The sequence below is a fragment of the Acinetobacter sp. UBA6571 genome, assembly GCF_002434085.1.
Classification (GTDB): Bacteria; Pseudomonadota; Gammaproteobacteria; order Pseudomonadales; family Moraxellaceae; genus Acinetobacter; species Acinetobacter radioresistens.
In genome coordinates this window covers 75,095-97,276 of the sequence record NZ_DJJJ01000067.1, presented here as the reverse complement: position 1 = coordinate 97,276, position 22,182 = coordinate 75,095, and the positions used below count along the sequence as shown (strand labels likewise).

Sequence of the window (22,182 nt, the reverse complement as noted above, 5' to 3'; positions counted from 1 at the left end):
GCTTACATTCTCATTGGGCCGCCACGATTACTGCGTTTGGCATTTTCATTCGAGTTATCGGAACCATCTGCAATGATGACCTGATCACCCTGTTTGAGCCCTGCAATAATTTCTGCAGTGACTCGGTTATTCAGACCCACCAGTACCTGTTGTGGACGGCTACTACCATCAGCTTGTAATATCCTGACACTCGAGAGTTTGGCCTTACCTTGTGCCACCAGTTGACGCTGCTCGGCAGTCAGGTTAAGACGTTGCGGGCGGTTCGGGTTTGCAGATTTACTATCAGTATTTCTATCTGGGCGTTTATCACCGCCTGCTGCGCTACTGCCTTCACCACGTGTACGTTGTGGACGGTTGGCAGTTGTAAGGGCAGAAGCCGGTACAGTTAACACGTTATTGGCTTCTGCCAGAATAATGTAGACCTGTGCAGTCATATCAATACGCAGCTTGCCATCTTCATTGGGCACATCAAATAGTGCGTTATAGTACACCGCAGTACTGGATGAGCTTGAAGTATTATTGGTAGTTTCTGAATTGATTGAGGTTGGCGCAGGCTCAACCTGACGCAGGCTGGCATAGTGTTTAGTTTCACTATCACCTAGTGTCGTAAAATAGACTTTTTGGCCAGGCTCTACTTTCATTACATCAGCTTCAGAAATTTCAGCCTTGATAGTCATATTGTCGAGTTTTGCCAGCTTAACAATGGTAGGTGCACTCTGGTTTGCGTTTACGGTCTGACCTTCTTCAGTCACGATCGCAACGACAGTACCATCCATTGGTGCTACAATGCGGGTATAGCCTAAATCTTCACGCGCAGTAGCTAAGGTTAAACGCGACTGTTCAATCTGGGCATTAATTGCTGCAATTTCTGCCTGAGCAGTACGATAACTGGCGAGAGCAGATTCATATTCAGCACGTGAGGTAGCATCCTGTGCGTACATGTTCCGCTGGCGCTGGTACTCAGCTTCAACTTTAGCCAGATTGGCCTGTCTGACCGCCAGCTGCGCCTGCTGGTTTTTGATATTCGCCTCAGCAGTCTTAACTTCATTTTCTTGACGAATCGAATCAATCTGTGCAATCAGCTGGCCTTGCTTTACCTGATCTCCCAGTTTCACATTCATTTTTTTGACCTGACCAGAAACCTGGGCCCCGACATTAACCATTTGAGTCGCTTCCAGGATACCTGTTGCCAGTACCGAATCTTCAATATTGCCGCGTGTGACCTCAGCGGTAATATATTGCGGCTGTTCAGGTTCCGGCTTCAGAAAATACCAGGCAAGGGCTGCAATTATGGCAATACTGACTGCGATGATAATCGCTTTGGTTGGCTTTATTTTTCGCATGATGATTCAGGTTAAGGGAAAAAATTTGTTTAAGTATAAGAATAAAATGAGGATAAATATTGAATTTTTTTAAATATCTGATAATGAGTTACATTTACTCAACTGTTTTAATCAGGCTGAGTATTCAAATAGGCTAACACCGCATAGTTCGGCAATTGCCTGCTGACAGAGATGCTCGGCATTTTCTTCACTCATGCCCTTAATTGCAGCATCAATGTGCAACAGCAAACCCGGCCAGGTTAAAAACTGTCTCGGATTAAGACGGCGTAAAGCCTGCTGGTAACTGGAGATTTTAGTCTTCCAGATGCCCAGTTGCAGTGCATTCTGTGGTTGCTCAAATAACTGCATCAATAGCCGCATTTCACGGCTAATAGTCCAGAGTATTAGGCTCATGGGTTCACCTGAGGCCAGCAGATACTGGAAAATACGGATTGACTGTGCCAGATTGCCAGCTAACAAAGCATCGCTCAGATCATAGGTGCTATAACGTGACTGGTCCTGTAAACAGGCATATAAATGTTCAGTGAGAATTAACCGCTGTTCGGGAAACGTATCACTAACACGCATCAGGCTGTTTTTTGCAGCAAGCAGATTATGTTCATGGTGCTGCATGAGCCACTGCCAGGCTTCCTGATCCAGCTGGATACCTAGCTTTTCTGCCTCAATACTTAAAATCTGCTGGCGTTCCTTAGGATAATTCGCCACTAGTGGCACCACTACACCATTTGCCTCAACTACTTGAAAAAAGGCAGATTTGAGACTGCTACTGTCCTGCTTTGGCATCACCACTAACAGTAGGTTAGACTCATTATGCTGGATATAGTTTTTCAGCTGCTTGAGGGCGCCAGCATCTGGTTTGATATTGCCGTGTACTTCAACGGCAAGATGCTGTGAAAATAATGACAGGCTATTAAGTGCGTTAAAGACATGCTTCCAGTCAGAAACACTGGAAATATCATAACGCTGCCGTTCAGTTTCCTGTACCTGCCATGACTGGCGAAATGCATCAAGCAGGTTCTGTTCCAGTAATGGTTCCTGCCCGTGCAGGATCCACGTACCGCGAGCATCCGTGACACGTTTTAAAGCTTGGAGGTAATCAATTTTCATAAACTGTATTTACAGGCTGTCAGGATACATTCTGTATACGCGGCAAGCGGTTAGAGCTGATCTGGCGACTGATTTGCTGGACAATATCATCAATTAGTAGCCGCTGTAAATAGCCTTCTTCCTGATTATCTGTATTTACAGTTTCCACATCATACTGGTAGCTGCGTGATGCAGTAAGGGTACGTGGTTCGGTGACCGGATTACCCTGATGATCTTCAATCTGGATGGTGACAGTCAGACGCAGTAAAACCTCCGTGAGCTTACCATTAAGCAGTTGGCGTCTTGGTGTATATTCTACTACCCGAAGTACATAAGCATTTGGTGAATTGGTCAGCTGAATGCCTGCGGCAGTCAGATAAATACTTAACTGACTCTGTAGCTCTTCAGCATTTGCAGGCAAGACAAGACTTAATTTTTGATAGGCCAGAGGCATTGCTGTAGGTTCTGTTCCTTTGAGATGAAACCCACAGCCAACCAGGCCTGCACTTAAGCCTAAAGTTAAAACAATTGCTGCTAAACGTTGGGCCAGGTGCATGCCATTTCCCCTTTGCTATATATTTAATTAAACGACCAAGTTAACCAGTTTGTTTGGCACAACAATTTCTTTTTTGGTTGGTCCTGTCAGGAACTGCTGGATATCTGGCAGGGCTTTGGCCTGAGCCAACAGTTCCTCTTTAGAAATATCGACAGCAACTTCAAGTTTGCCACGAAGTTTACCGTTTACTTGTACCACAATAGTCTGCGTATTACGAGCCAATGCAGACTCATCCACAACAGGGAACAGTGCAGCGGTTAAATCACTTCCAAACTTGGCCAGTAATGTCTGACTTAAGTGTGGCGCGAAAGGAGCAAGCAATGTAAGCAGTGCCATGATAGATTCACGTGCAACTGCCACATCATTATCATCTTTTGCCTCAAACCTGTTATTGGCATTCAACAGTTCCATCATTGCCGCAATGGCTGTGTTAAATGCATGACGACGTTCAATATCATCACTAACTTTCTGGATGGTTTCATGTGTTTTACGACGCAAGTCTTGCGCGGCAGCAGACAATGCAGTTTTGTCGATGTTTGATGCATTGTTACCTTTTTCAAGGAAGCCAGTGGCTAAACGCCATACCCGTTTCAGGAAGCGGTTTGCACCTTCAACACCTGCATCCGACCATTCAAGTGACTGATCTGGTGGGGCAGCAAACATCATGAATACACGAGCTGTATCTGCGCCGTACTGGTCAATAATCGCTTGCGGGTCGATACCGTTATTTTTTGACTTGGACATTTTTTCTTGTCCGCCGATAATCACTTCTTGACCATCCCCTGTATATTTTGCAGAAATGATACGGCCTTTCTCATCACGTTCGAGTTCGATATCAGCAGGATTAAACCAAGTTTTCTTACCATTTTCTGCTTCACGATAGAAAGTATCTGCAAGTACCATGCCTTGAGTTAACAAGTTGGTAAATGGCTCATTACCTTGTACAACACCTTCATCACGCATTAACTTGTGGAAGAAACGTGCATAAAGTAAGTGAAGAATCGCGTGTTCAACACCACCAATGTATTGATTGACTGGAAGCCAGTTTTGAGCAGCTTCAGGTTTAACCATACCGCCAGTAAAATCTGGAGATGCATAGCGTGCGTAGTACCAAGATGATTCTACGAATGTGTCCAATGTATCTGTTTCACGGCGTGCATCGCCACCACAGCAAGGACATTTGGTCTCGAAAAACTCAGGCATTTTATTAAGCGGGTTACCTGAGCCATCTGGAACAACATCAGTTGGTAATACAACCGGAAGTTGGTCTTCTGGAACTGTGACTTGACCACAAGTATCACAGTTAATCATTGGAATTGGACAACCCCAGTAACGTTGACGAGAAACACCCCAGTCACGTAAACGGAATTGAACTTTAGAATTTGCTAAGCCTTGTGGCTCTAATTTCGCAAGGAATGCATCAAATGCAGCCTGGAATTCTAAACCATCAAACTCGCCAGAGTTAACAAGTTTACCTTCTTTAGAACCGTACCATTCTTGCCATTCAGTTGCAGAATACTCTGCATCATCAGTGCCCTTGGCATCAATCACTTGCTTAATTGGCAAGTTGAACTTGTTAGCAAATTCAAAGTCACGTTCGTCATGTGCTGGTACAGCCATCACTGCGCCAGAACCGTAAGACATTAATACGTAGTTCGCAATCCAGACAGGAAGCTCTTCGCCAGTTACAGGGTGTTTTGCAAACAAACCTGTTGTCATACCTTTCTTCTCGGCTGTAGCCAAGTCAGCTTCTGCAACTGAACCCATGCGGCATTCTTCAATAAATGCAGCCAATTCAGGGTTATTTTCAGCAGCTTTAAGCGCAAGAGGGTGTTCTGCTGCAACCGCCACGTATGTCACGCCCATAAGCGTGTCAGCACGTGTTGTATAAACAGTTAGGCCGTCAGCATAAATTTCGGTATTGGCAGATGGGAAAGTAATTTCCATACCTGTAGAACGACCGATCCAGTTACGTTGCATGGTCAACACTTGTTGAGGCCAGCCGTCTTTGAGCGTGTCCAGATCGTCTAGTAATTCTTGTGCATAATCCGTAATTCGGAAGTAGTACATTGGAATATCGCGTTTTTCAACCAATGCACCAGAACGCCAGCCGCGGCCATTTTCTACCTGTTCATTGGCCAAAACTGTTTGGTCAACCGGATCCCAGTTTACTGTTGAAAGCTTACGGTAGATCAAACCTTTTTTATAAAGCTGAACGAACAACCATTGTTCCCAGTGATAGTACTCTGGTGTACACGTTGCAAATTCACGATCCCAGTCTACAGACAGGCCGAGTTTTTTTAATTGGTCTCGCATATAAGCGATATTTTCAAATGTCCATTTTGCTGGAGCAACTTTATGTGCAATTGCCGCGTTCTCAGCAGGTAGGCCAAACGCATCCCAACCCATAGGCTGAAGCACGGTTTCACCCTTCAGACGATAAAATCGGCTAATGACATCGCCAATCGTATAATTACGCACATGACCCATATGGAGTTTGCCACTTGGGTAAGGGAACATCGAAAGGATGTAACGGTGCTTACCTTCAACCGTATCGGCAACTTTAAATACTTTACGATTATCCCAGTCTTGTTGGACTTGAGGTTCAATCGCGCTCGCTTGATATTCAGGGTCAATGTGAGTAGTCATAAACGTCTAATGAACAGCAATAAAAATTTTGTGGAAAGCATAGCGCAAAATATACCTAAATGTGAATTTTGCAGATGCTTTCTTTATGAAAAGTTGTACTTTAATCAAAGATTGGCTTAACGAGGCTGCTGATTCACATTTTCTGAAGGAGTTGCCAGTGTTTGAGGGGCAGCAGCAGGAAGGACTGGAATAGCCTGCGTTTGTCCATTTTGCTGAGAATTACTGGATGGTACAGAATTAACTTGTGGCGTCTGCATATTCTGCGGTAATGCTACAGCTTGGCTATCTTGAGTATTAGGCTGGTTTGTATTGAGTGGGGCTGAATTATGCCAGCCATAAGTTTCCACTTTGCCTTTTTTCTTGGCTGTTTTGGGCGGTGGAGTGGTCGTATAGTGAGTTGTCCCTTTACGGTCTACCCATTTATAATATTGCTGTGCTAATAACGGTTGGCTAAGACCTGCACCCGTACTGATAATAATCAGATGTATCAAGCTTTTACGCTTTAATGAACTCAATACCATGGCTTTCATCCTTATAAAAATCAGAGAAGGGTTTAGCGTTTCCAAGCAATAGATACTATCAAAATACACCTGTTTAAATAGGTAGTAATTATCAGTGACTAATCTGCCTCATTATATTTAATTTAGAAAGAAGAATATGGGTAATTTTTTATACAGAGAATTATACATATAACTTTTTATATTCAATTTTTTTAAGAGAGCTTGAACTTTTTTTTATAATTAAAATACTGATTCTATTTGTTAAAAAATATATTTATAATTTTTTTAAGAAAATAGTAGAAAAATTGTTCGAACTATTTATTGAGCAAAAAAAGCCAATCTTTCATCTTGACTTTACAGTCTGAAACAAGAAAAATGCTTGCTCAGGTTTTATATGCATCTGTTCGATCACCCTTCGAATAAATGACATGATACGCAATGGGCATTTCCTCTAGCCGAGGAGATGTACAAAACCGTAAAATATGTTTATCCCAGCATGTTTTAGATCACTGTGCCGCTCAAACAGCAGCCCGATCAGAATTTTTTCCTATTGCGGCAAAAACTATGAAATATGTGTGCTATAACAGTGCAGACAGTTAATGAATTAAGCACTTATCTATGCCTTCCATATGATAATGCAAATAAGATTAGGGTGAATCACGTTGGAACTTTTATCTGGTGGTGAAATGCTCGTTCGCGCACTCGCGGATGAAGGCGTTGAACATGTTTTTGGATATCCAGGCGGCGCAGTTTTACATATCTACGATGCGCTATTTCAACAAGACAAAGTCAAGCATTACCTCGTGCGCCATGAACAGGCTGCAGGTCATATGGCTGATGCTTATTCACGTGTTACCGGCAAAACTGGTGTAGTTCTGGTTACCTCAGGTCCAGGCGCAACCAATACTGTAACTCCAATTGCAACTGCTTATATGGATTCAATTCCAATGGTCATTCTGTCTGGCCAGGTTGCAAGCCATCTCATCGGTGAAGACGCATTTCAGGAAACAGATATGGTCGGTATTTCCCGTCCAATCGTAAAACACAGTTTCCAGGTCCGTCATGCCAGTGAAATTCCGGCAATTATTAAAAAAGCATTCTATATTGCAGCATCTGGACGTCCGGGCCCTGTTGTTGTTGATATTCCTAAAGATGCGACCAATCCGGCTGAAAAATTTGCCTACGAGTATCCGGAAAAAGTGAAGATGCGTTCTTATCAGCCGCCTTCACGTGGTCATGCAGGTCAGATCCGTAAAGCAATTGACGAACTGATCTCGGCCAAACGTCCAGTAATTTATACTGGCGGTGGCGTAGTACAGGGCAATGCTTCTCATCTGCTGACTGAACTGGCGCATACTCTGGGTTATCCGGTGACTAATACCCTGATGGGACTGGGAGCATTCCCGGGTAATGACCCTCAGTTTATTGGTATGCTAGGCATGCACGGAACTTATGAAGCCAATATGGCGATGCATAATGCTGATGTAATTCTGGCGATTGGTGCGCGCTTTGATGACCGTGTTACCAATAACCCGGCAAAATTCTGCCCAAATTCTAAAGTTATTCATATTGATATTGACCCTGCGACCATTTCAAAAACGATTATGGCGCACATTCCAATTGTAGGCGCAGTAGAGCCGGTACTACAGGAAATGCTGGCCCAGTTGAAGCAGATGAATGTTTCAAAGCCGAATCCTGAAGCAATTGCTGACTGGTGGAGCCAGATCAATGAATGGCGCAAGGTACACGGCCTGAAATATCAAATGGCTAATGATGGTTCAATGAAACCGCAACAGGTAGTAGAAACCCTGTGCAAATTGACCAATGGGGATGCCATTATTACTTCTGATGTAGGACAGCACCAGATGTTTGCTGCACTTTATTATAAGTACAAGAGGCCACGTCAATGGATCAACTCTGGTGGTCTGGGTACCATGGGCGTAGGTTTACCATATGCCATGGCTGCCAAACTGGCCTGTCCAGAACAGCAGGTGGTTTGTATTACTGGTGAAGCTTCTATCCAGATGTGTATTCAGGAATTATCGACCTGTAAACAGTATGGCCTGAATGTCAAAATTCTCTGCCTGAATAACCGTGCACTTGGTATGGTAAAACAGTGGCAGGATATGAATTATGAAGGTCGTCATTCTAGTTCTTATGTCGAGTCGTTACCTGATTTTCCAAAACTGATGGAAGCGTATGGTCATGTTGGGATCCAAATTGATCATGCAGATGAACTGGAGTCTAAACTAGCCGAAGCGATGGCGATCAATGACAAGTGTGTCTTCATCAATGTCATGGTAGACCGTACTGAGCATGTATATCCTATGCTGATTGCAGGTCAGTCTATGCAAGATATGTGGTTGACAAAAGGAGAGCGCACGAAATGAGACATATTATCTCTGTACTCGTAGAGAACGAAGCCGGCGCGCTTTCCCGTCTGGTCGGTTTGTTCAGTCAGCGTGGCTACAATATTGAAACCCTTAACGTGGCACCAACTGAAGACCCAACCTTGTCACGTTTGACCTTAACAACTTATGGTGATGACCATAAGATCGAACAGATTACCAAGCAGTTGAATAAGCTGGTTGAAGTAGTAAAAGTGGTCGACCTGTCTGAAGGTGCTCATATTGAACGTGAGCTGATGCTGATTAAAGTCAAAGCATTAGGTGCAGCGCGAGCCGAGATCAAGCGTACCGCAGACATCTTCCGGGCCCAGGTAGTGGATGTAACCCCGACCACCTATACCATCCAGATTGCAGGGACAACAGAAAAAATAGATGGTTTTATTGATGCACTTGCAGAGAATACCATTCTTGAAGTGGTTCGCTCTGGTGTATCAGGCATCGCGCGTGGCGAAAAAGTTTTAACCATCTAACTAAATTTAAAAAGCATTATAGTGGAGATAACAAATGCAAATTTTTTATGATAAAGACTGTGATTTATCAATCATCCAGAGCAAAAAAGTAGCGATTATTGGTTACGGTTCACAAGGCCACGCACATGCACTGAACCTGAAAGATTCTGGAGTAGACGTTACGGTTGGCCTGCGTGCAGGTTCTACCTCTTGGAAAAAAGCAGAAAATGCTGGCCTTAAAGTTTCAGAAGTTCCTGAAGCAGTCAAACAGGCTGATTTGGTTATGATCCTCACTCCAGACGAATTCCAGTCACAACTTTATCGCGATGTTATTGAACCAAATATTAAAGAAGGTGCAACACTTGCATTTGCCCACGGGTTTTCTGTTCTTTATAACCAGGTTGTTCCGCGTAAAGATCTTGATGTCATCATGATTGCACCGAAAGCACCAGGCCATACCGTACGTTCAGAATTCCAGCGTGGTTCAGGCGTTCCTGATCTGATTGCGATCCATCAGGATGCTTCAGGTAATGCACGTAATGTTGCGTTGTCTTATGCTTCGGGTGTAGGTGGTGGCCGTACTGGTATCATTGAAACTTCTTTCCGCGAAGAAACTGAAACTGACCTGTTTGGTGAGCAAGCTGTACTTTGTGGCGGAGCGGTTGAACTGGTTAAAATGGGATACGAAACACTGGTTGAAGCAGGGTATGCACCAGAAATGGCTTACTTTGAATGTCTGCATGAACTTAAACTGATCGTAGATTTGATGTTTGAGGGTGGTATTGCAGATATGAACTATTCAGTATCAAATAATGCTGAGTATGGTGAATATGTGACTGGTACTGAGGTTATTAATGAACAGTCTCGTGAAGCAATGCGTAATGCATTAAAACGTATTCAGTCAGGTGAATATGCGAAGATGTTTATTCAGGAAGGCGCCTTAAATTATCCGTCTATGACTGCGCGTCGCCGTCAAAATGCTGCTCATGGTATTGAAGTAACAGGCAATAAACTTCGTGCAATGATGCCGTGGATTCAAGCTAACAAGATTGTTGATAAAGAAAAAAACTAAGTTTCTGTCTTTATTTATAAAAACCCTGCATTATGTAGGGTTTTTATTTTATGAGTGAAAAAATCAGAATATCTATTTAGTGATTATTAAATATTCTGTTTTTAATTTTTTATTAAGTACTCTTTCTTAAATTCTACTTCATGATAAAAATCTTGATGCTTAAAATTGTTAAATAATGATCTGTTTTAATTGTTCTCAAGATTTATAAACTACCAAATTTAAAAATAACTTCAGGCCAAGTTAAGGAAAAAATTTACCGGATTCCAGAATACATATTTCATATTGGATGTATGGCTATTATGAGTTTTAAAATGATGAGCTAAAAAGGACTGGAAAATAAATCATCTATTATTTCGTGCTGTTTTTCTGGTCATTTATTTTTATTTTAACGTTCTATAGAATTTTCCAGATAAAAGGTAATTTTTAAAGCATTATTTAAGAAATTATTTAATTGATAATGAAAATAAAAAGAATTAACCTAAATGCAGGAATAAATAATCTTACCAATTCTTTACGCTACACATAACAGGTATGCTTTAAGGTACTTAACTTGCAAGAAGAATAATTATCATTTTGTTTTGGATTGTTTATGGTTCATATGCATTATAACAGCATACTGGTGTTAGGCTCGGTCTTGGTGGCCGTAGCCGTCTGTTATATTGCAATCTCGCTACGTGAACTTTTAATTCAAAATACTTTTCCTAAGTATCATAATGTAGTTCTTGCCGGGAGCGGTTTGTTTTTAGGCCTGGCGATCTGTTCAATGCACTTTGCCGGGCTTCTCGCTGTGCATCTTTCCCAAGAGTCAGTATTTGACCCTGCCTTAACCATCGTTTCATATTTAGTTGCTTCCGCTGCTTCTATCTTTGCACTCTGGTTAACTTCTCGTGAATTTCTGTCCCTACCACGTTTGGTACTTGCTGCAGTAGTGATGGGGCTTGGAATCTCTGGTATGCATTATACCGGGATGATGGGTCTCATCCTGCATGGCTATATGATCTATTACCAGCTTTTGCTGGTAATTCTTTCAGTGTTAGTTGGAATACTGGGAACAGGATTGTCATTCTGGTTGGCTTTTAAATATCAGCATGCTACTAAATACCGGTTCTGGATTAAACTGGGTGTAGCGCTGGTATTTGCACTCAGTATTTCCAGTGTTCATTATATTGCCATGGCTGGTGTCGTTTTCTATACCGGTGGACAGATTGAAGTTCTGGAACATTACCAGGCAGGACGTACACTCTTATTATTTACTATTGTTTTTATTACCTGTCTGGTACTCATGACAGCATTTCTGGTAGCGATTCTGGAAGAGCGTCTGGAAGAGCGTAACCGGCGCCTTATGGAAATTAATAAAGAACTGGCCAATCTGGCTGTTCAGGACAATTTGACCCGGCTTCCTAACCGCCTTTTTCTGCTAGATTATGCCCAATATTTATTTATTGAGCATAAAATAAATAAAAAGAGTTTTGCCTTTTTATATATTGATCTGGACCGTTTCAAGGCAGTAAATGATGCTTTCGGCCATCAGGTAGGTGACCAGTTATTGATTCAGGTAGCCGCTCGTATTCATCAAAATCTTGGCCCTGAAGCTAAACTGTTACGTGTAGGGGGAGATGAATTTCTCCTGATCATTGAAAATACTGGGCGTAAACGTGCCATTTATTATGCTGAAAAAGTTTTAAGCCTGATTCAGGCAAGCTATCTGATCGCGGGCAAGGAAATCAATATTTCGTGCAGTATCGGTATTGCGATTTATCCAGAGCATGGTACTAATTTGCAGGATCTGTTGATCAATGCAGATGCTGCTATGCTGGCTTCGAAAGAACAGGGTCGCAATACCTATGCTGTCTTTAGTTATTCTGTGCATCAGTATGAAGCTCAAAGTCAGTCTAAACTGATTAATGATATGTATAAAGCTGTAGAAGAGCGGCAATTTATCCTGTTTTATCAACCCAAATTTTCAGCTAAAACCTATGAAGTTTGTGGGGTAGAAGCTTTAATTCGTTGGAAGCATCCTACCTTGGGCCTGCTTAGCCCTAATATGTTTATAGAAGGGGCTGAAAAAACCGGTCTGATTATTCCGATGGGATATTGGGCGCTTGAGGAAGCTTGCAAACAGATCCAGTATTGGGAACAAAATGGAATCAGCCTCTGTCCGGTTGCTGTTAATCTCTCTGCAATCCAGTTCGAGCATCAGAAGCTGTTTGATACCTTGGAAAACCTCTTGGAAAAGTACAGGATCCAGCCAAATAACCTGATTATTGAAATTACTGAATCTACTGCCATGCATCATATTGAACTGAGTATTCGTAGTTTTGAGCGACTCAGAAAAATGGGAATCCGTCTTGCGATTGATGATTTTGGTACCGGACATTCAAGTCTGCTGTATTTAAAAGATTTACCTGTAGATGAATTGAAGATTGACCGGGGTTTTATTGTCGGGTTAAAGCCGGGGAATAAAGAAGAAATTATTCTAGAAAGTATTATTCAGTTAGCGACAAAACTTGGCTTGATTGTCACTGCCGAAGGTGTGGAGACACCACTGCAGGCGGAAATTCTGACACGTTTAGGTTGTCAGCAATTACAAGGTTATCTATTAGGTGCGCCTGTTGAGGTTGAGCGCTTAAAAGTTTATAAACAAAGCGTTCAACTCTAAAAGATAAAAACTCTCAAAAATAAAACTGCCATACAACTACCGATTTAAAAGCAGTCTTGATCTGCTACAATTGCGCCAATTTCAAATTTTTCTCTCACATGCTTTCAGAACATCACGTTGATGTTTTAGACAGGATGTGTACAAATGCAGATTTTTATCAATGTTTAAAGATGAATTAATCAGTCAGGTAAAGGCGCGCAGGACTTTTGCCATCATTTCGCACCCCGATGCCGGTAAGACGACCATGACCGAGAAACTCCTGTTATGGGGTAAAGCTATTCAGGTAGCAGGTATGGTTAAAAGTCGTAAGTCGGACCGTGCAGCGACTTCTGACTGGATGGAAATGGAAAAAGAGCGGGGAATTTCGATTACTACATCAGTTATGCAGTTTCCCTATAAAAATCATGTAATTAACTTGCTTGATACGCCAGGACACGAAGATTTCTCGGAAGATACTTATCGTACACTGACAGCCGTTGACTCTGCATTAATGGTGATTGATGGGGCGAAAGGTGTAGAAGAGCGAACCATTAAATTAATGGAAGTCTGTCGGATGCGTGATACGCCGATTATTTCTTTCGTCAATAAAATGGACCGTGAAATCCGTGAGCCCCTAGAATTGCTTGATGAAATTGAAAATGTTCTCAAAATCCGTTGTGTGCCAATTACCTGGCCCTTGGGTATGGGGCGTGATTTTGCCGGGGTATATCACATTGCGGAAAATAAGCTGTACCTATACAAGCATGGCTTCGGCTCAGTGATTACTGAGATTGAAGTACGTGACGGCTACGATCATCCCGATATTCGTGAAAAAGTAGGCGATTTGGCCTTTGCTGCTTTTGAAGAGTCACTGGAGCTGGTACAAATGGCGAGCGATCCATTTGACCGTGACCTGTTCCTGCAAGGTAAACAGACACCTGTGCTGTTTGGTACTGCATTGGGCAACTTCGGTGTAGATCACGTGCTGGATGCATTTATTGGTTGGGGACCTGAGCCTAAGGCACATCCGGCACAGGAGCGTGTAGTTGAAGCGACTGAAGAAGAATTCTCTGGTTTTGTTTTCAAGATTCAGGCAAATATGGATCCCAAACATCGGGACCGAATTGCCTTTATGCGAATCTGTTCGGGTAAATATGAAAAAGGTCTAAAGATGAATCATGTCCGCATTGGAAAAGAAGTGCGGATCAGTGATGCACTGACCTTTCTGGCAGGTGAACGTGAGCATCTGGAAGAAGCATGGCCGGGTGATATTATTGGGCTTCATAATCACGGGACTATTCAGATTGGTGATACTTTTACCTCGGGCAAAAGTCTGCATTTTACCGGTATTCCACACTTTGCACCTGAAATGTTCCGTCGAGTCCGTCTTAAAGACCCTTTAAAATCCAAGCAGCTACAAAAGGGGCTGAAAGAACTTTCTGAAGAAGGTGCAACTCAGGTATTTATGCCACAGATCAGTAATGATCTGATTGTGGGAGCAGTCGGGGTACTACAGTTTGATGTAGTGGCTTATCGCCTCAAGGAAGAATATAACGTGGACTGTATTTATGAGCCGGTCAGTATTAATACGGTGCGCTGGATTTACTGTGATGATGAAAAAATCTTGAATGAATTCAAGAAAAAAGCTCATGATCAGCTCTCTATAGATGGCGGTGGACATCTGACTTACCTGGCGCCGAGCCGGGTGAATCTGCAACTCATGCAGGAACGCTGGCCAGATATTGAATTCCGCAATACACGTGAACACTAAATAGTCATGATATAAAACAGCTTCTTCGGAGGCTGTTTTATTATAAAGTTCATTGAGCAGAAGGAATATAAAATGCGTAACAAGCCCTACTTTACACTTATCCTGATCTGCTCGGTACTAAGCCTTATGGGCTGTGAAGAAAAACATAAGGCCCCTGAGTCAAAAGGCCAGCAACATTATGCTGAAAAAGTAATAGATCAGGCAGATGTGCTTCCTTATTTAAATATTAAAGAGCAACGTGCTGAGTATGCTTTGCCATTTTGTGAAAAGAAAAACTGTATTGATATCGATATTCAAACTATCAATACTCAGGATGTCTGGCTAAATCAGTGGATCGCTAAAAATCAGGCACAGATTATTCAGCAGCAGATTGATCTGAATCAGAATTTGAGTTTACAACAGGCAGTCAATGCTTTTATAAAAGCTTCAGATCAGTGGCAGGCGAAATATTCTAAAAACCGTGCATACGAGCTGAAAATGAAGACTCGTATTGCATCACAGCGTAATCAATATGTACTGTTGCAAATAGGCATAGACAGTAAAATTGAAGAACTAACTATTAAAGACCGGCAATATTTTTTTGTAGCAGACCGCAAAGTCCAGAAAGCTTTGAGTTTAAATGATATTTTAAAGCCTGAGCAAAAAACTACATTAAACACCTTGGTTCAGCAGCATTATCAGGACTGGTTAGAAAAAGAGACAGCCGAGGTTCGTAAAGATACTCCTAAAAAATTATCTTGGTCTCAGTCAGACTGGTTTTTTGATGAAGAAGGGATTGGTATACATTATCGTGCACATGAGATAGCGCCTGAAGCCAGCCAGCTGGATATCTATCTGAACCGCAAACAGACTCAGCAGATACTTAAACCTGAAATATATCAACAAATGTTTTAAGTTGAGATACAAAAAAAATTGTGAATTACTGAATGAAGCCATTAGGCTAATACAAGGCGGTCTAAAGTAAGACGAAAATGGGTGGGGAGCAATGTTAAGAACTCAACAGGTATTAAGCTTAAGTTTATTGGTCGGAGTTATAGGTTTAACGGCATGCCAGCCGAAGGATAAACCGGAACAAAAGCCACAGACTGAACAAAAGTCTGCGGTGCCTCAACAGAGAGAACCGGTTCTAGAGGCGAAACAGGTTGATGTGATTGTCACTATGCCGGAATGTAAAGGTAATACCTGCCCACAGTTTGATGTAAAACGCCTCAGCTCTAATTACGCCTTTGTAGATGATGCAGTAGACCAGGCTGTTTTAAGCAGTCTGGCGCAGATTCTTGACGTCAGTGAAATGGTAAAAAAACCGGTTGAAAATTCAGAAGTTCAGTCAAAAAAAGATACTGCTGAAAGCCAACCTAAAATCAGTCGGACAAATTCAACCACTACCCCAATTGATCAGCAAAACTTTGACGCTCAGGTGCAGCGTTATGCCGATGTCTTTTTAGATCTAGACCGTGAAATCAAGACATTAAGTGCCAACCAGCAGATCAGTCTGACCGTGGCGCCCAAGGTACTTCAAAGTAAAGGTCCCTTGGTGACAGTTGTGTTAAATACTAGCAGTTACCTGGGCGGTGCCCATGGCTCAGCATCTCAGCAATATTATAATTTTGATCTTGTGAAGAAGCAGCAGCTACAGCTAAAAGATATTTTAAATGGCAATCAACAGGCAGTACTGGAAAAGAAATTTTATAGTGCCTTCCAGAACTGGGTGATGGAGAACAAGCTCGCCAGTAGTGTAGAAGAATATGAACAGGTCTGGAAATTCAAGCTCTCTAATAATTTCTTTTTAGCCAAGCAGGGATTGATTTTACAATATGGAGAATATGAAATTGGTCCCTATGTGGTTGGCCTGCCACGTCTTGTAGTACCCTACAGTGAGCTACAGGATGTGATCAAAACAGAATACTTGCCACCAGATATCAAAACTACTGCAGTTCCGGCTACGCCCGAAGCGGACAAATAATTTATGGGCAGGCTGGCGCTATTTGATACTCACACACATTTTGATGTGCCAGATTTTGACGCAGACCGTGAACATCTGGCCTATCAGGCTAAAGCAGCCGGAGTTGAAAAGCTGGTATTAATCGGTTTTGTGGAGTCGCGCTTTAATGACCTGGTTGATACCCATCATTATATGAATAGTTTAAAAGATGCACCAGAGAGTTATCTCGCACCAGGTTTGCACCCTTTTTATATTGAACAGCATCAGTTTTCAGATCTGAATCGGCTGGAAAATCTACTAAAAACTCATGAGAGTGTCGCTGTAGGGGAAATCGGTCTGGATACTTTACTTAAACAGCATAAGCAGCCAGAAGTTTTTCAAAAGCAGCAGGATTATTTTTCTGCACAGCTCGAGCTGGCAGCACAGCATCATAAACCGGTGCTGTTACATATCCGTAAAGCACATGCTGATGTACTGAACTTACTCAAGAAACACAAATTTAAACTGGGCGGTATTGCCCATGCGTTTAGTGGCGGTATTGAAGAGGCAAAAGCATTTGTAAACTTGGGTTTTAAACTGGGTATTACAGGGCAGGTGACTAATCCCAATGCAAAAAAATTAAGAAAAGTGGTGCAAGATATAGGACCTGAACATCTGGTTATTGAAACAGATTGTCCTGATATGACGCCTCTATGTTGCCAGACTTCAACCGAACAGCGTACCCGTAATGTACCTGGTAATTTAACTTATGTACTGGATGAACTGTCTGTAATATTTGGAATCTCACATGAGGAATTAGCCAAAACTTTATGGCATAACTCATTCACTGCCTTGCATATAAGCCAGAAACCGACGAAGAACTAGAAACGTAAAATCAGATATTAACTAATCAATAACACTGTATTCCTATTCTTGGCATACATTAAATGGAGCATGATTGACAAGAACAAAGTTGAAGCCGGAGGATTGCCGTATGGCTAAGTACAGTACAATTAATAGTTTTAATTCACTGACGACTTTAAAAACAACAAAAAAAAATTATCAGATCTTCAGTTTAAGACAGGCCCAGCAGCATCTGGATGATTTTACCAGGCTACCTAAATCTTTAAAAATATTACTCGAGAACCTGCTACGTTTTGAAGATCAGATTACAGTAAAGCAGGAACATATACAGGCTTTAGTTGCATGGCAGCAGAATCGCAGTTCGGTTCAGGAAATTCAGTATCGGCCAGCGCGGGTTCTAATGCAGGATTTTACTGGAGTACCAGCTGTAGTTGACTTGGCTGCCATGCGTGCAGCAGTCGAAAAGGCAGGAGCTGATCCAGAAAAGATTAATCCGCTAAGCCCTGTTGATCTGGTGATTGATCATTCTGTTATGGTTGACCATTTTGCAGATGAACATGCTTTTGAAGCCAATGTTGCTGTAGAGATGCAACGCAATGGCGAGCGCTATCAGTTTTTGCGCTGGGGGCAATCTGCTTTTAATAATTTTAGCGTCGTTCCTCCAGGCACAGGAATCTGTCATCAGGTCAATCTTGAGTATCTCGCACAGACTGTATGGACTGGTGAATCAGATGGAAAAGAATTTGCTTTTCCAGATACGCTGGTAGGAACAGATTCCCATACAACCATGATCAATGGTTTGGGAGTGCTGGGCTGGGGCGTAGGTGGAATTGAAGCAGAAGCAGCCATGCTAGGACAGCCCATTTCCATGCTTATTCCTGAGGTGATGGGTTTTCAGCTCACCGGAAAACTGCGCGAAGGAATTACAGCTACAGATCTGGTACTGACGATTACCCAGATGCTACGCCAGAAAGGGGTAGTTGGAAAATTTGTCGAGTTTTATGGTGACGGGTTGGCTGAACTGCCACTGGCGGACCGTGCCACCATTGCCAATATGGCCCCCGAATATGGTGCAACTTGTGGTTTTTTCCCGGTTGATGAGGTCACCTTGGGTTATTTACGCCTGACCGGCCGAGATGCTGAACGGATTGAACTGGTTGAAGCCTATTGTAAAGAGCAGGGCCTATGGCGCGAGACAGGAGATGAACCGGTCTTTACTGATACGTTAACCCTGGATATGAGTACAGTCGAAGCAAGCCTGGCTGGACCAAAGCGCCCACAAGACAGAGTGGCACTTTCTGATGTGCCTCATACTTTTCAGGCACTAATGGATCTGCATTTAAAGCCTGCTAAAGCTGAGAAGGAACGACTGGAAAATGAAGGGGGCGGTGGAACAGCTGTTGAGGCAGAACAGGCCAATTTACCCCATTCTAATCCTTGCTGTGTAATAGAGGGTAAAAATTACTTCCTCTCTCATGGTGATGTGGTGATCTCAGCCATTACCTCATGCACCAATACATCAAATCCGAGTGTCATGCTGGCAGCAGGTTTGCTGGCTAAAAAAGCAGTAGAACAAGGCTTGCAACGGAAAGCATGGGTAAAAAGCTCTCTGGCTCCAGGCTCCAAAGTTGTGACTGATTATTTGAAAGCATCTGGACTGATGCCTTATCTCGATCAGCTGGGTTATAACCTGGTAGGGTATGGGTGTACCACCTGTATTGGAAATTCAGGCCCTTTGCCAGAACCTATCGAAGAGGCAATCCAGAACTTTGACTTAAATGTAGCCGCCGTACTCTCTGGGAACCGTAATTTTGAAGGGCGTGTTCATCCACTGGTAAAAACGAACTGGCTGGCATCTCCCCCTCTGGTGATCGCCTACGGCTTGGCTGGAAATATTCGCACTGATTTAAGCTCTGAACCAATTGGTGAAGGAAAAAATGGCGAAAAAATTTATTTGAAGGATATCTGGCCGACCCAAGCTGAAATTGAAGAGGCTTTGCAGTATGTAAATACCCAAATGTTTCATAAAGAATATGCGGCTGTTTTTGAAGGTGAAGAAAACTGGAAATCTCTGCAAATTCCCGAAACTAAAACTTATCAGTGGGATGAGCACTCTACCTATATCCGTCATCCACCGTTTTTTGAAAAAATTGATCAGCCCCCACAAGCGGTTAAAAATATTGAAAAAGCACGAATACTGGCTGTTCTGGGTGATTCAGTCACTACAGACCATATCTCACCGGCGGGAAATATTAAGCAAGACAGTCCGGCAGGTCGTTATTTGCAGGAACTGGGTGTAGAGCCAAAAGACTTTAATTCGTATGGATCACGCCGTGGTAATCATGAAGTAATGATGCGCGGAACTTTTGCCAATATCCGGATTAAAAATGAAATGCTGGGTGGTGAAGAAGGTGGCAATACACTCCATATACCCACTCATAAGAAAATGTCTATTTATGATGCGGCCATGCAATATCAGGCAGAAAACACACCCTTGGTTATTATAGCAGGCAAGGAATATGGCACAGGTTCATCACGTGACTGGGCAGCTAAAGGAACTAATTTACTGGGAGTGAAAGCTGTTATTGCCCAGAGTTTTGAGCGAATTCACCGCTCCAATCTGGTGGGTATGGGAGTGTTACCTTTACAGTTCATGCCAGATGAAAGCAGGACTTCACTCAATATTAATGGTGATGAAATTCTGTCAATTCATGGTTTATCTGATGACTTGTCACCGCAGCAGATCCTAAGGGTAGAGCTGAAACAACCTAATGGAACGCAGTCAAGTTTTAAGGTTCTGTGCCGTATCGATACTGTTAATGAGGTCGAGTATTTTAAGGCCGGTGGCATTCTCCATTATGTGCTTCGGCATTTGATTGCTTCCTGAAGAGTAGTTGCCTGAGCTTCATATCATTTGTATGGTTCAGACAGCAGAATTTTTTTGGATCTTATGAGCTGTCACACTGAGGTCATTCCCGTTAAAATAGAGTGATCTGTAATATTTTCATGGAATGTAATGACTGAACTTCTCCAAAACGATGAATATGAGCGCCGATTTGCGGGTGTGGCCAAAATCTATGGAGATGAGGCATTTAATTACTATGAACACAGTCATGTTATGGTGATTGGAATCGGCGGTGTAGGTTCTTGGGCAGTAGAAGCTTTGGCCCGTTCCGGCATAGGTGAATTGACATTGGTCGATATGGATGTGGTAGCTGCATCTAATATTAATCGACAGTTACCTGCTATGACCGCTACCTTGGGACAGGAAAAAATTGCTGTCATGGCTGAACGTTGCTATTCCATTAATCCCAGAATTAAGGTCAACCTGGTTGATGACTACCTGTCTTCAGACAATGTAAAAGAGATACTTGCCATGGCGCCTGATCTGGTACTGGACTGTATTGATGATGTCAAAGCTAAACTGGCCCTCATGCTGCATTGCCGCTTTAATAAAATCCCTCTAATTGTTTCTGGTGGAGCAGGAGGCAAGCTTGATCCGCTTAAAATCAGAGTGGCAGATCTGTCAAAAACCGAACAGGACCCTATGCTGGCTAAACTACGTACCCAGTTACGCAGTAAAGGAATTTGCAAAAAGCCAAAAGAGAAATTCGGGATTACCTGTATTTATTCAATTGATAATCCGTTTTCCAGTAGCGAAGTTTGTGCTAGTGCAGGGCTGCGCTGTGGAGGATATGGTTCTGCTGTGGTGGTAACTTCAAGTTTTGCCATGGTGGCAGTCGCAGAGGTTTTGAGAAAACTTGAAGCAATTAAGGCAAAACAGTAACGCTACTGCTTGTATTTTATAATATGCTTTTAGAAATAAAGCCCCTTAAACAGGGGCTTTAAAGTTTAAAAAATATGTTGTTCTTTCAGGTAATCTTCAGTGCGCTGCATGGCAGCCTTAATATTCTGAATCGCACTTTCGACATCAGCATAAGTTTTGGCATTCCCTCCACTTAAAGCCTGACGCCATTTTCGGGCTCCAGGTAAATACTGGAATAAACCTAAAATATGCCTGGTAATCACAGATAGTGGTGCACCCTCTTCTAGCCGTTTGGCAATATAAGGAAGCATCTGTTCCATAATTTCAAAACGGTCTGGCATGGGTAAATTCCAGAGCTCACCTAATTCGGCCAGCAGATAAGGGTTATGGTAGGCTTCACGGCCAATCATGACACCATCTACATGTTTCAAGTGCTCTTGTGTCTCAGCTAAAGTTTTAACGCCGCCATTAATTTCAATCGTGAGGTGAGGACGTTCCTGTTTTAACCGGTAGACATCCTCATAACGCAAAGGTGGAACTTCACGGTTTTCTTTTGGAGATAATCCTTGTAATAGGGCAATACGGGCATGCACAATAAAATTATTACAACCAGTTTTTGCTACTGTGTCCACAAAATGCAGCATCTCTTCATAAGATTGCATGTCATCAATTCCGATTCGATGTTTAACCGTAACCGGAATATTAACTGCCTGGCGCATCGCTGAAATACATTCTGCCACCAGCTCAGGCTCTGCCATCAGGCAGGCACCAATTTTATTATTTTGTACCCGGTCACTTGGACAGCCGACATTCAGGTTAACTTCATTATAACCCCAGTCCTCAGCCATCTTTGTACATGTGGCCAAATCTTTTGGGTTAGAGCCACCGAGTTGGAGTACAACCGGATGTTCTTCTTGATTGTAATTTAGATGGCGGCCAGCATCTCCAAATAAGATCGCTCCAGTCGTGACCATTTCAGTATAAAGGATCACATTTGGATTAAACAGGCGAGCAAAGAAACGGTAGTCACGGGTCGTCCAGTCCATCATCGGGGCGACCGAAATACGAGGATTTATTGATGCACCGTTGTTTTCTTTTGTTTTCAATTCATTAGATACAATTTGCATGTTGCATTTTCTCTCATATTTCGGGATATTTG

16 protein-coding genes are annotated in these 22,182 nt (G+C 42.6%); 10 read left to right on the top strand and 6 right to left on the bottom strand.

Annotated features, from left to right (window positions below):
* Window positions 1-2 precede the first annotated feature (2 nt).
* From B3X18_RS15040 to B3X18_RS15020, 5 genes are all read right to left on the bottom strand, one after another.
* Entirely contained in the window at window positions 3-1,343 is a 1,341-nt protein-coding gene (locus tag B3X18_RS15040; protein ID WP_017400738.1) for a MacA family efflux pump subunit, read from the bottom strand.
* A gap of 111 nt (window positions 1,344-1,454) precedes the next feature.
* Window positions 1,455-2,450 (bottom strand): DNA polymerase III subunit delta, encoded by a 996-nt coding sequence (holA, locus tag B3X18_RS15035; RefSeq protein WP_005023431.1) that lies wholly within the window; start codon window positions 2,448-2,450, stop codon window positions 1,455-1,457.
* A gap of 19 nt (window positions 2,451-2,469) precedes the next feature.
* Window positions 2,470-2,985 carry an LPS assembly lipoprotein LptE gene (gene lptE, locus B3X18_RS15030; protein WP_005023436.1) on the bottom strand — a complete coding sequence of 172 codons (516 nt, stop codon included), beginning with the start codon at window positions 2,983-2,985 and terminating at the stop codon, window positions 2,470-2,472.
* Between the two features lie 27 nt (window positions 2,986-3,012).
* A complete protein-coding gene (gene leuS, locus B3X18_RS15025; RefSeq protein ID WP_005023438.1) occupies window positions 3,013-5,634 on the bottom strand; it encodes a leucine--tRNA ligase in 2,622 nt (873 codons plus the stop codon).
* Window positions 5,635-5,750: 116 nt separating this feature from the next.
* Window positions 5,751-6,155 (bottom strand): DUF4124 domain-containing protein, encoded by a 405-nt coding sequence (locus tag B3X18_RS15020; RefSeq protein ID WP_286935800.1) that lies wholly within the window; start codon window positions 6,153-6,155, stop codon window positions 5,751-5,753.
* Between the two features lie 641 nt (window positions 6,156-6,796).
* On the opposite strand from B3X18_RS15020, the gene B3X18_RS15015 reads away from it, so the two are divergent.
* The 10 genes from B3X18_RS15015 to B3X18_RS14970 all read left to right on the top strand — a co-directional run bounded on the left by B3X18_RS15015 (window position 6,797) and on the right by B3X18_RS14970 (window position 21,044).
* Window positions 6,797-8,524 carry an acetolactate synthase 3 large subunit gene (locus B3X18_RS15015; protein WP_005016394.1) on the top strand — a complete coding sequence of 576 codons (1,728 nt, stop codon included), beginning with the start codon at window positions 6,797-6,799 and terminating at the stop codon, window positions 8,522-8,524.
* The gene (gene ilvN, locus B3X18_RS15010; protein ID WP_005016393.1) at window positions 8,521-9,012 is read left to right on the top strand and encodes an acetolactate synthase small subunit; all 492 of its coding nucleotides are present in this window, start codon (window positions 8,521-8,523) and stop codon (window positions 9,010-9,012) included. The genes B3X18_RS15015 and ilvN overlap by 4 nt, the downstream gene beginning before the upstream one ends.
* Window positions 9,013-9,046: 34 nt before the next feature.
* Window positions 9,047-10,063 carry a ketol-acid reductoisomerase gene (ilvC, locus tag B3X18_RS15005; protein WP_005016389.1) on the top strand — a complete coding sequence of 339 codons (1,017 nt, stop codon included), beginning with the start codon at window positions 9,047-9,049 and terminating at the stop codon, window positions 10,061-10,063.
* Window positions 10,064-10,652: 589 nt separating this feature from the next.
* A complete protein-coding gene (locus B3X18_RS15000; protein WP_005405915.1) occupies window positions 10,653-12,722 on the top strand; it encodes a putative bifunctional diguanylate cyclase/phosphodiesterase in 2,070 nt (689 codons plus the stop codon).
* Window positions 12,723-12,882: 160 nt separating this feature from the next.
* A complete protein-coding gene (locus tag B3X18_RS14995) occupies window positions 12,883-14,472 on the top strand; it encodes a peptide chain release factor 3 (protein WP_286935798.1) in 1,590 nt (529 codons plus the stop codon).
* Between the two features lie 72 nt (window positions 14,473-14,544).
* Window positions 14,545-15,366 carry a DUF3298 domain-containing protein gene (locus B3X18_RS14990; RefSeq protein WP_005023448.1) on the top strand — a complete coding sequence of 274 codons (822 nt, stop codon included), beginning with the start codon at window positions 14,545-14,547 and terminating at the stop codon, window positions 15,364-15,366.
* Between the two features lie 91 nt (window positions 15,367-15,457).
* Window positions 15,458-16,435 carry an RsiV family protein gene (locus B3X18_RS14985; RefSeq protein WP_005023450.1) on the top strand — a complete coding sequence of 326 codons (978 nt, stop codon included), beginning with the start codon at window positions 15,458-15,460 and terminating at the stop codon, window positions 16,433-16,435.
* A 3-nt stretch (window positions 16,436-16,438) separates the two neighbouring features.
* Window positions 16,439-17,278, top strand: a complete 840-nt coding sequence (locus B3X18_RS14980; protein WP_005023452.1) for a TatD family hydrolase — start codon at window positions 16,439-16,441, stop codon at window positions 17,276-17,278.
* Between the two features lie 109 nt (window positions 17,279-17,387).
* The gene (gene acnA, locus B3X18_RS14975; RefSeq protein ID WP_286935797.1) at window positions 17,388-20,144 is read left to right on the top strand and encodes an aconitate hydratase AcnA; all 2,757 of its coding nucleotides are present in this window, start codon (window positions 17,388-17,390) and stop codon (window positions 20,142-20,144) included.
* A gap of 129 nt (window positions 20,145-20,273) precedes the next feature.
* The gene (locus tag B3X18_RS14970) at window positions 20,274-21,044 is read left to right on the top strand and encodes a tRNA threonylcarbamoyladenosine dehydratase (RefSeq protein ID WP_005023457.1); all 771 of its coding nucleotides are present in this window, start codon (window positions 20,274-20,276) and stop codon (window positions 21,042-21,044) included.
* 65 nt (window positions 21,045-21,109) lie between these two features.
* On the opposite strand, the gene dusA is transcribed toward B3X18_RS14970, so the two are convergent.
* Window positions 21,110-22,150, bottom strand: a complete 1,041-nt coding sequence (dusA, locus tag B3X18_RS14965; RefSeq protein ID WP_017400765.1) for a tRNA dihydrouridine(20/20a) synthase DusA — start codon at window positions 22,148-22,150, stop codon at window positions 21,110-21,112.
* Window positions 22,151-22,182 lie beyond the last annotated feature (32 nt).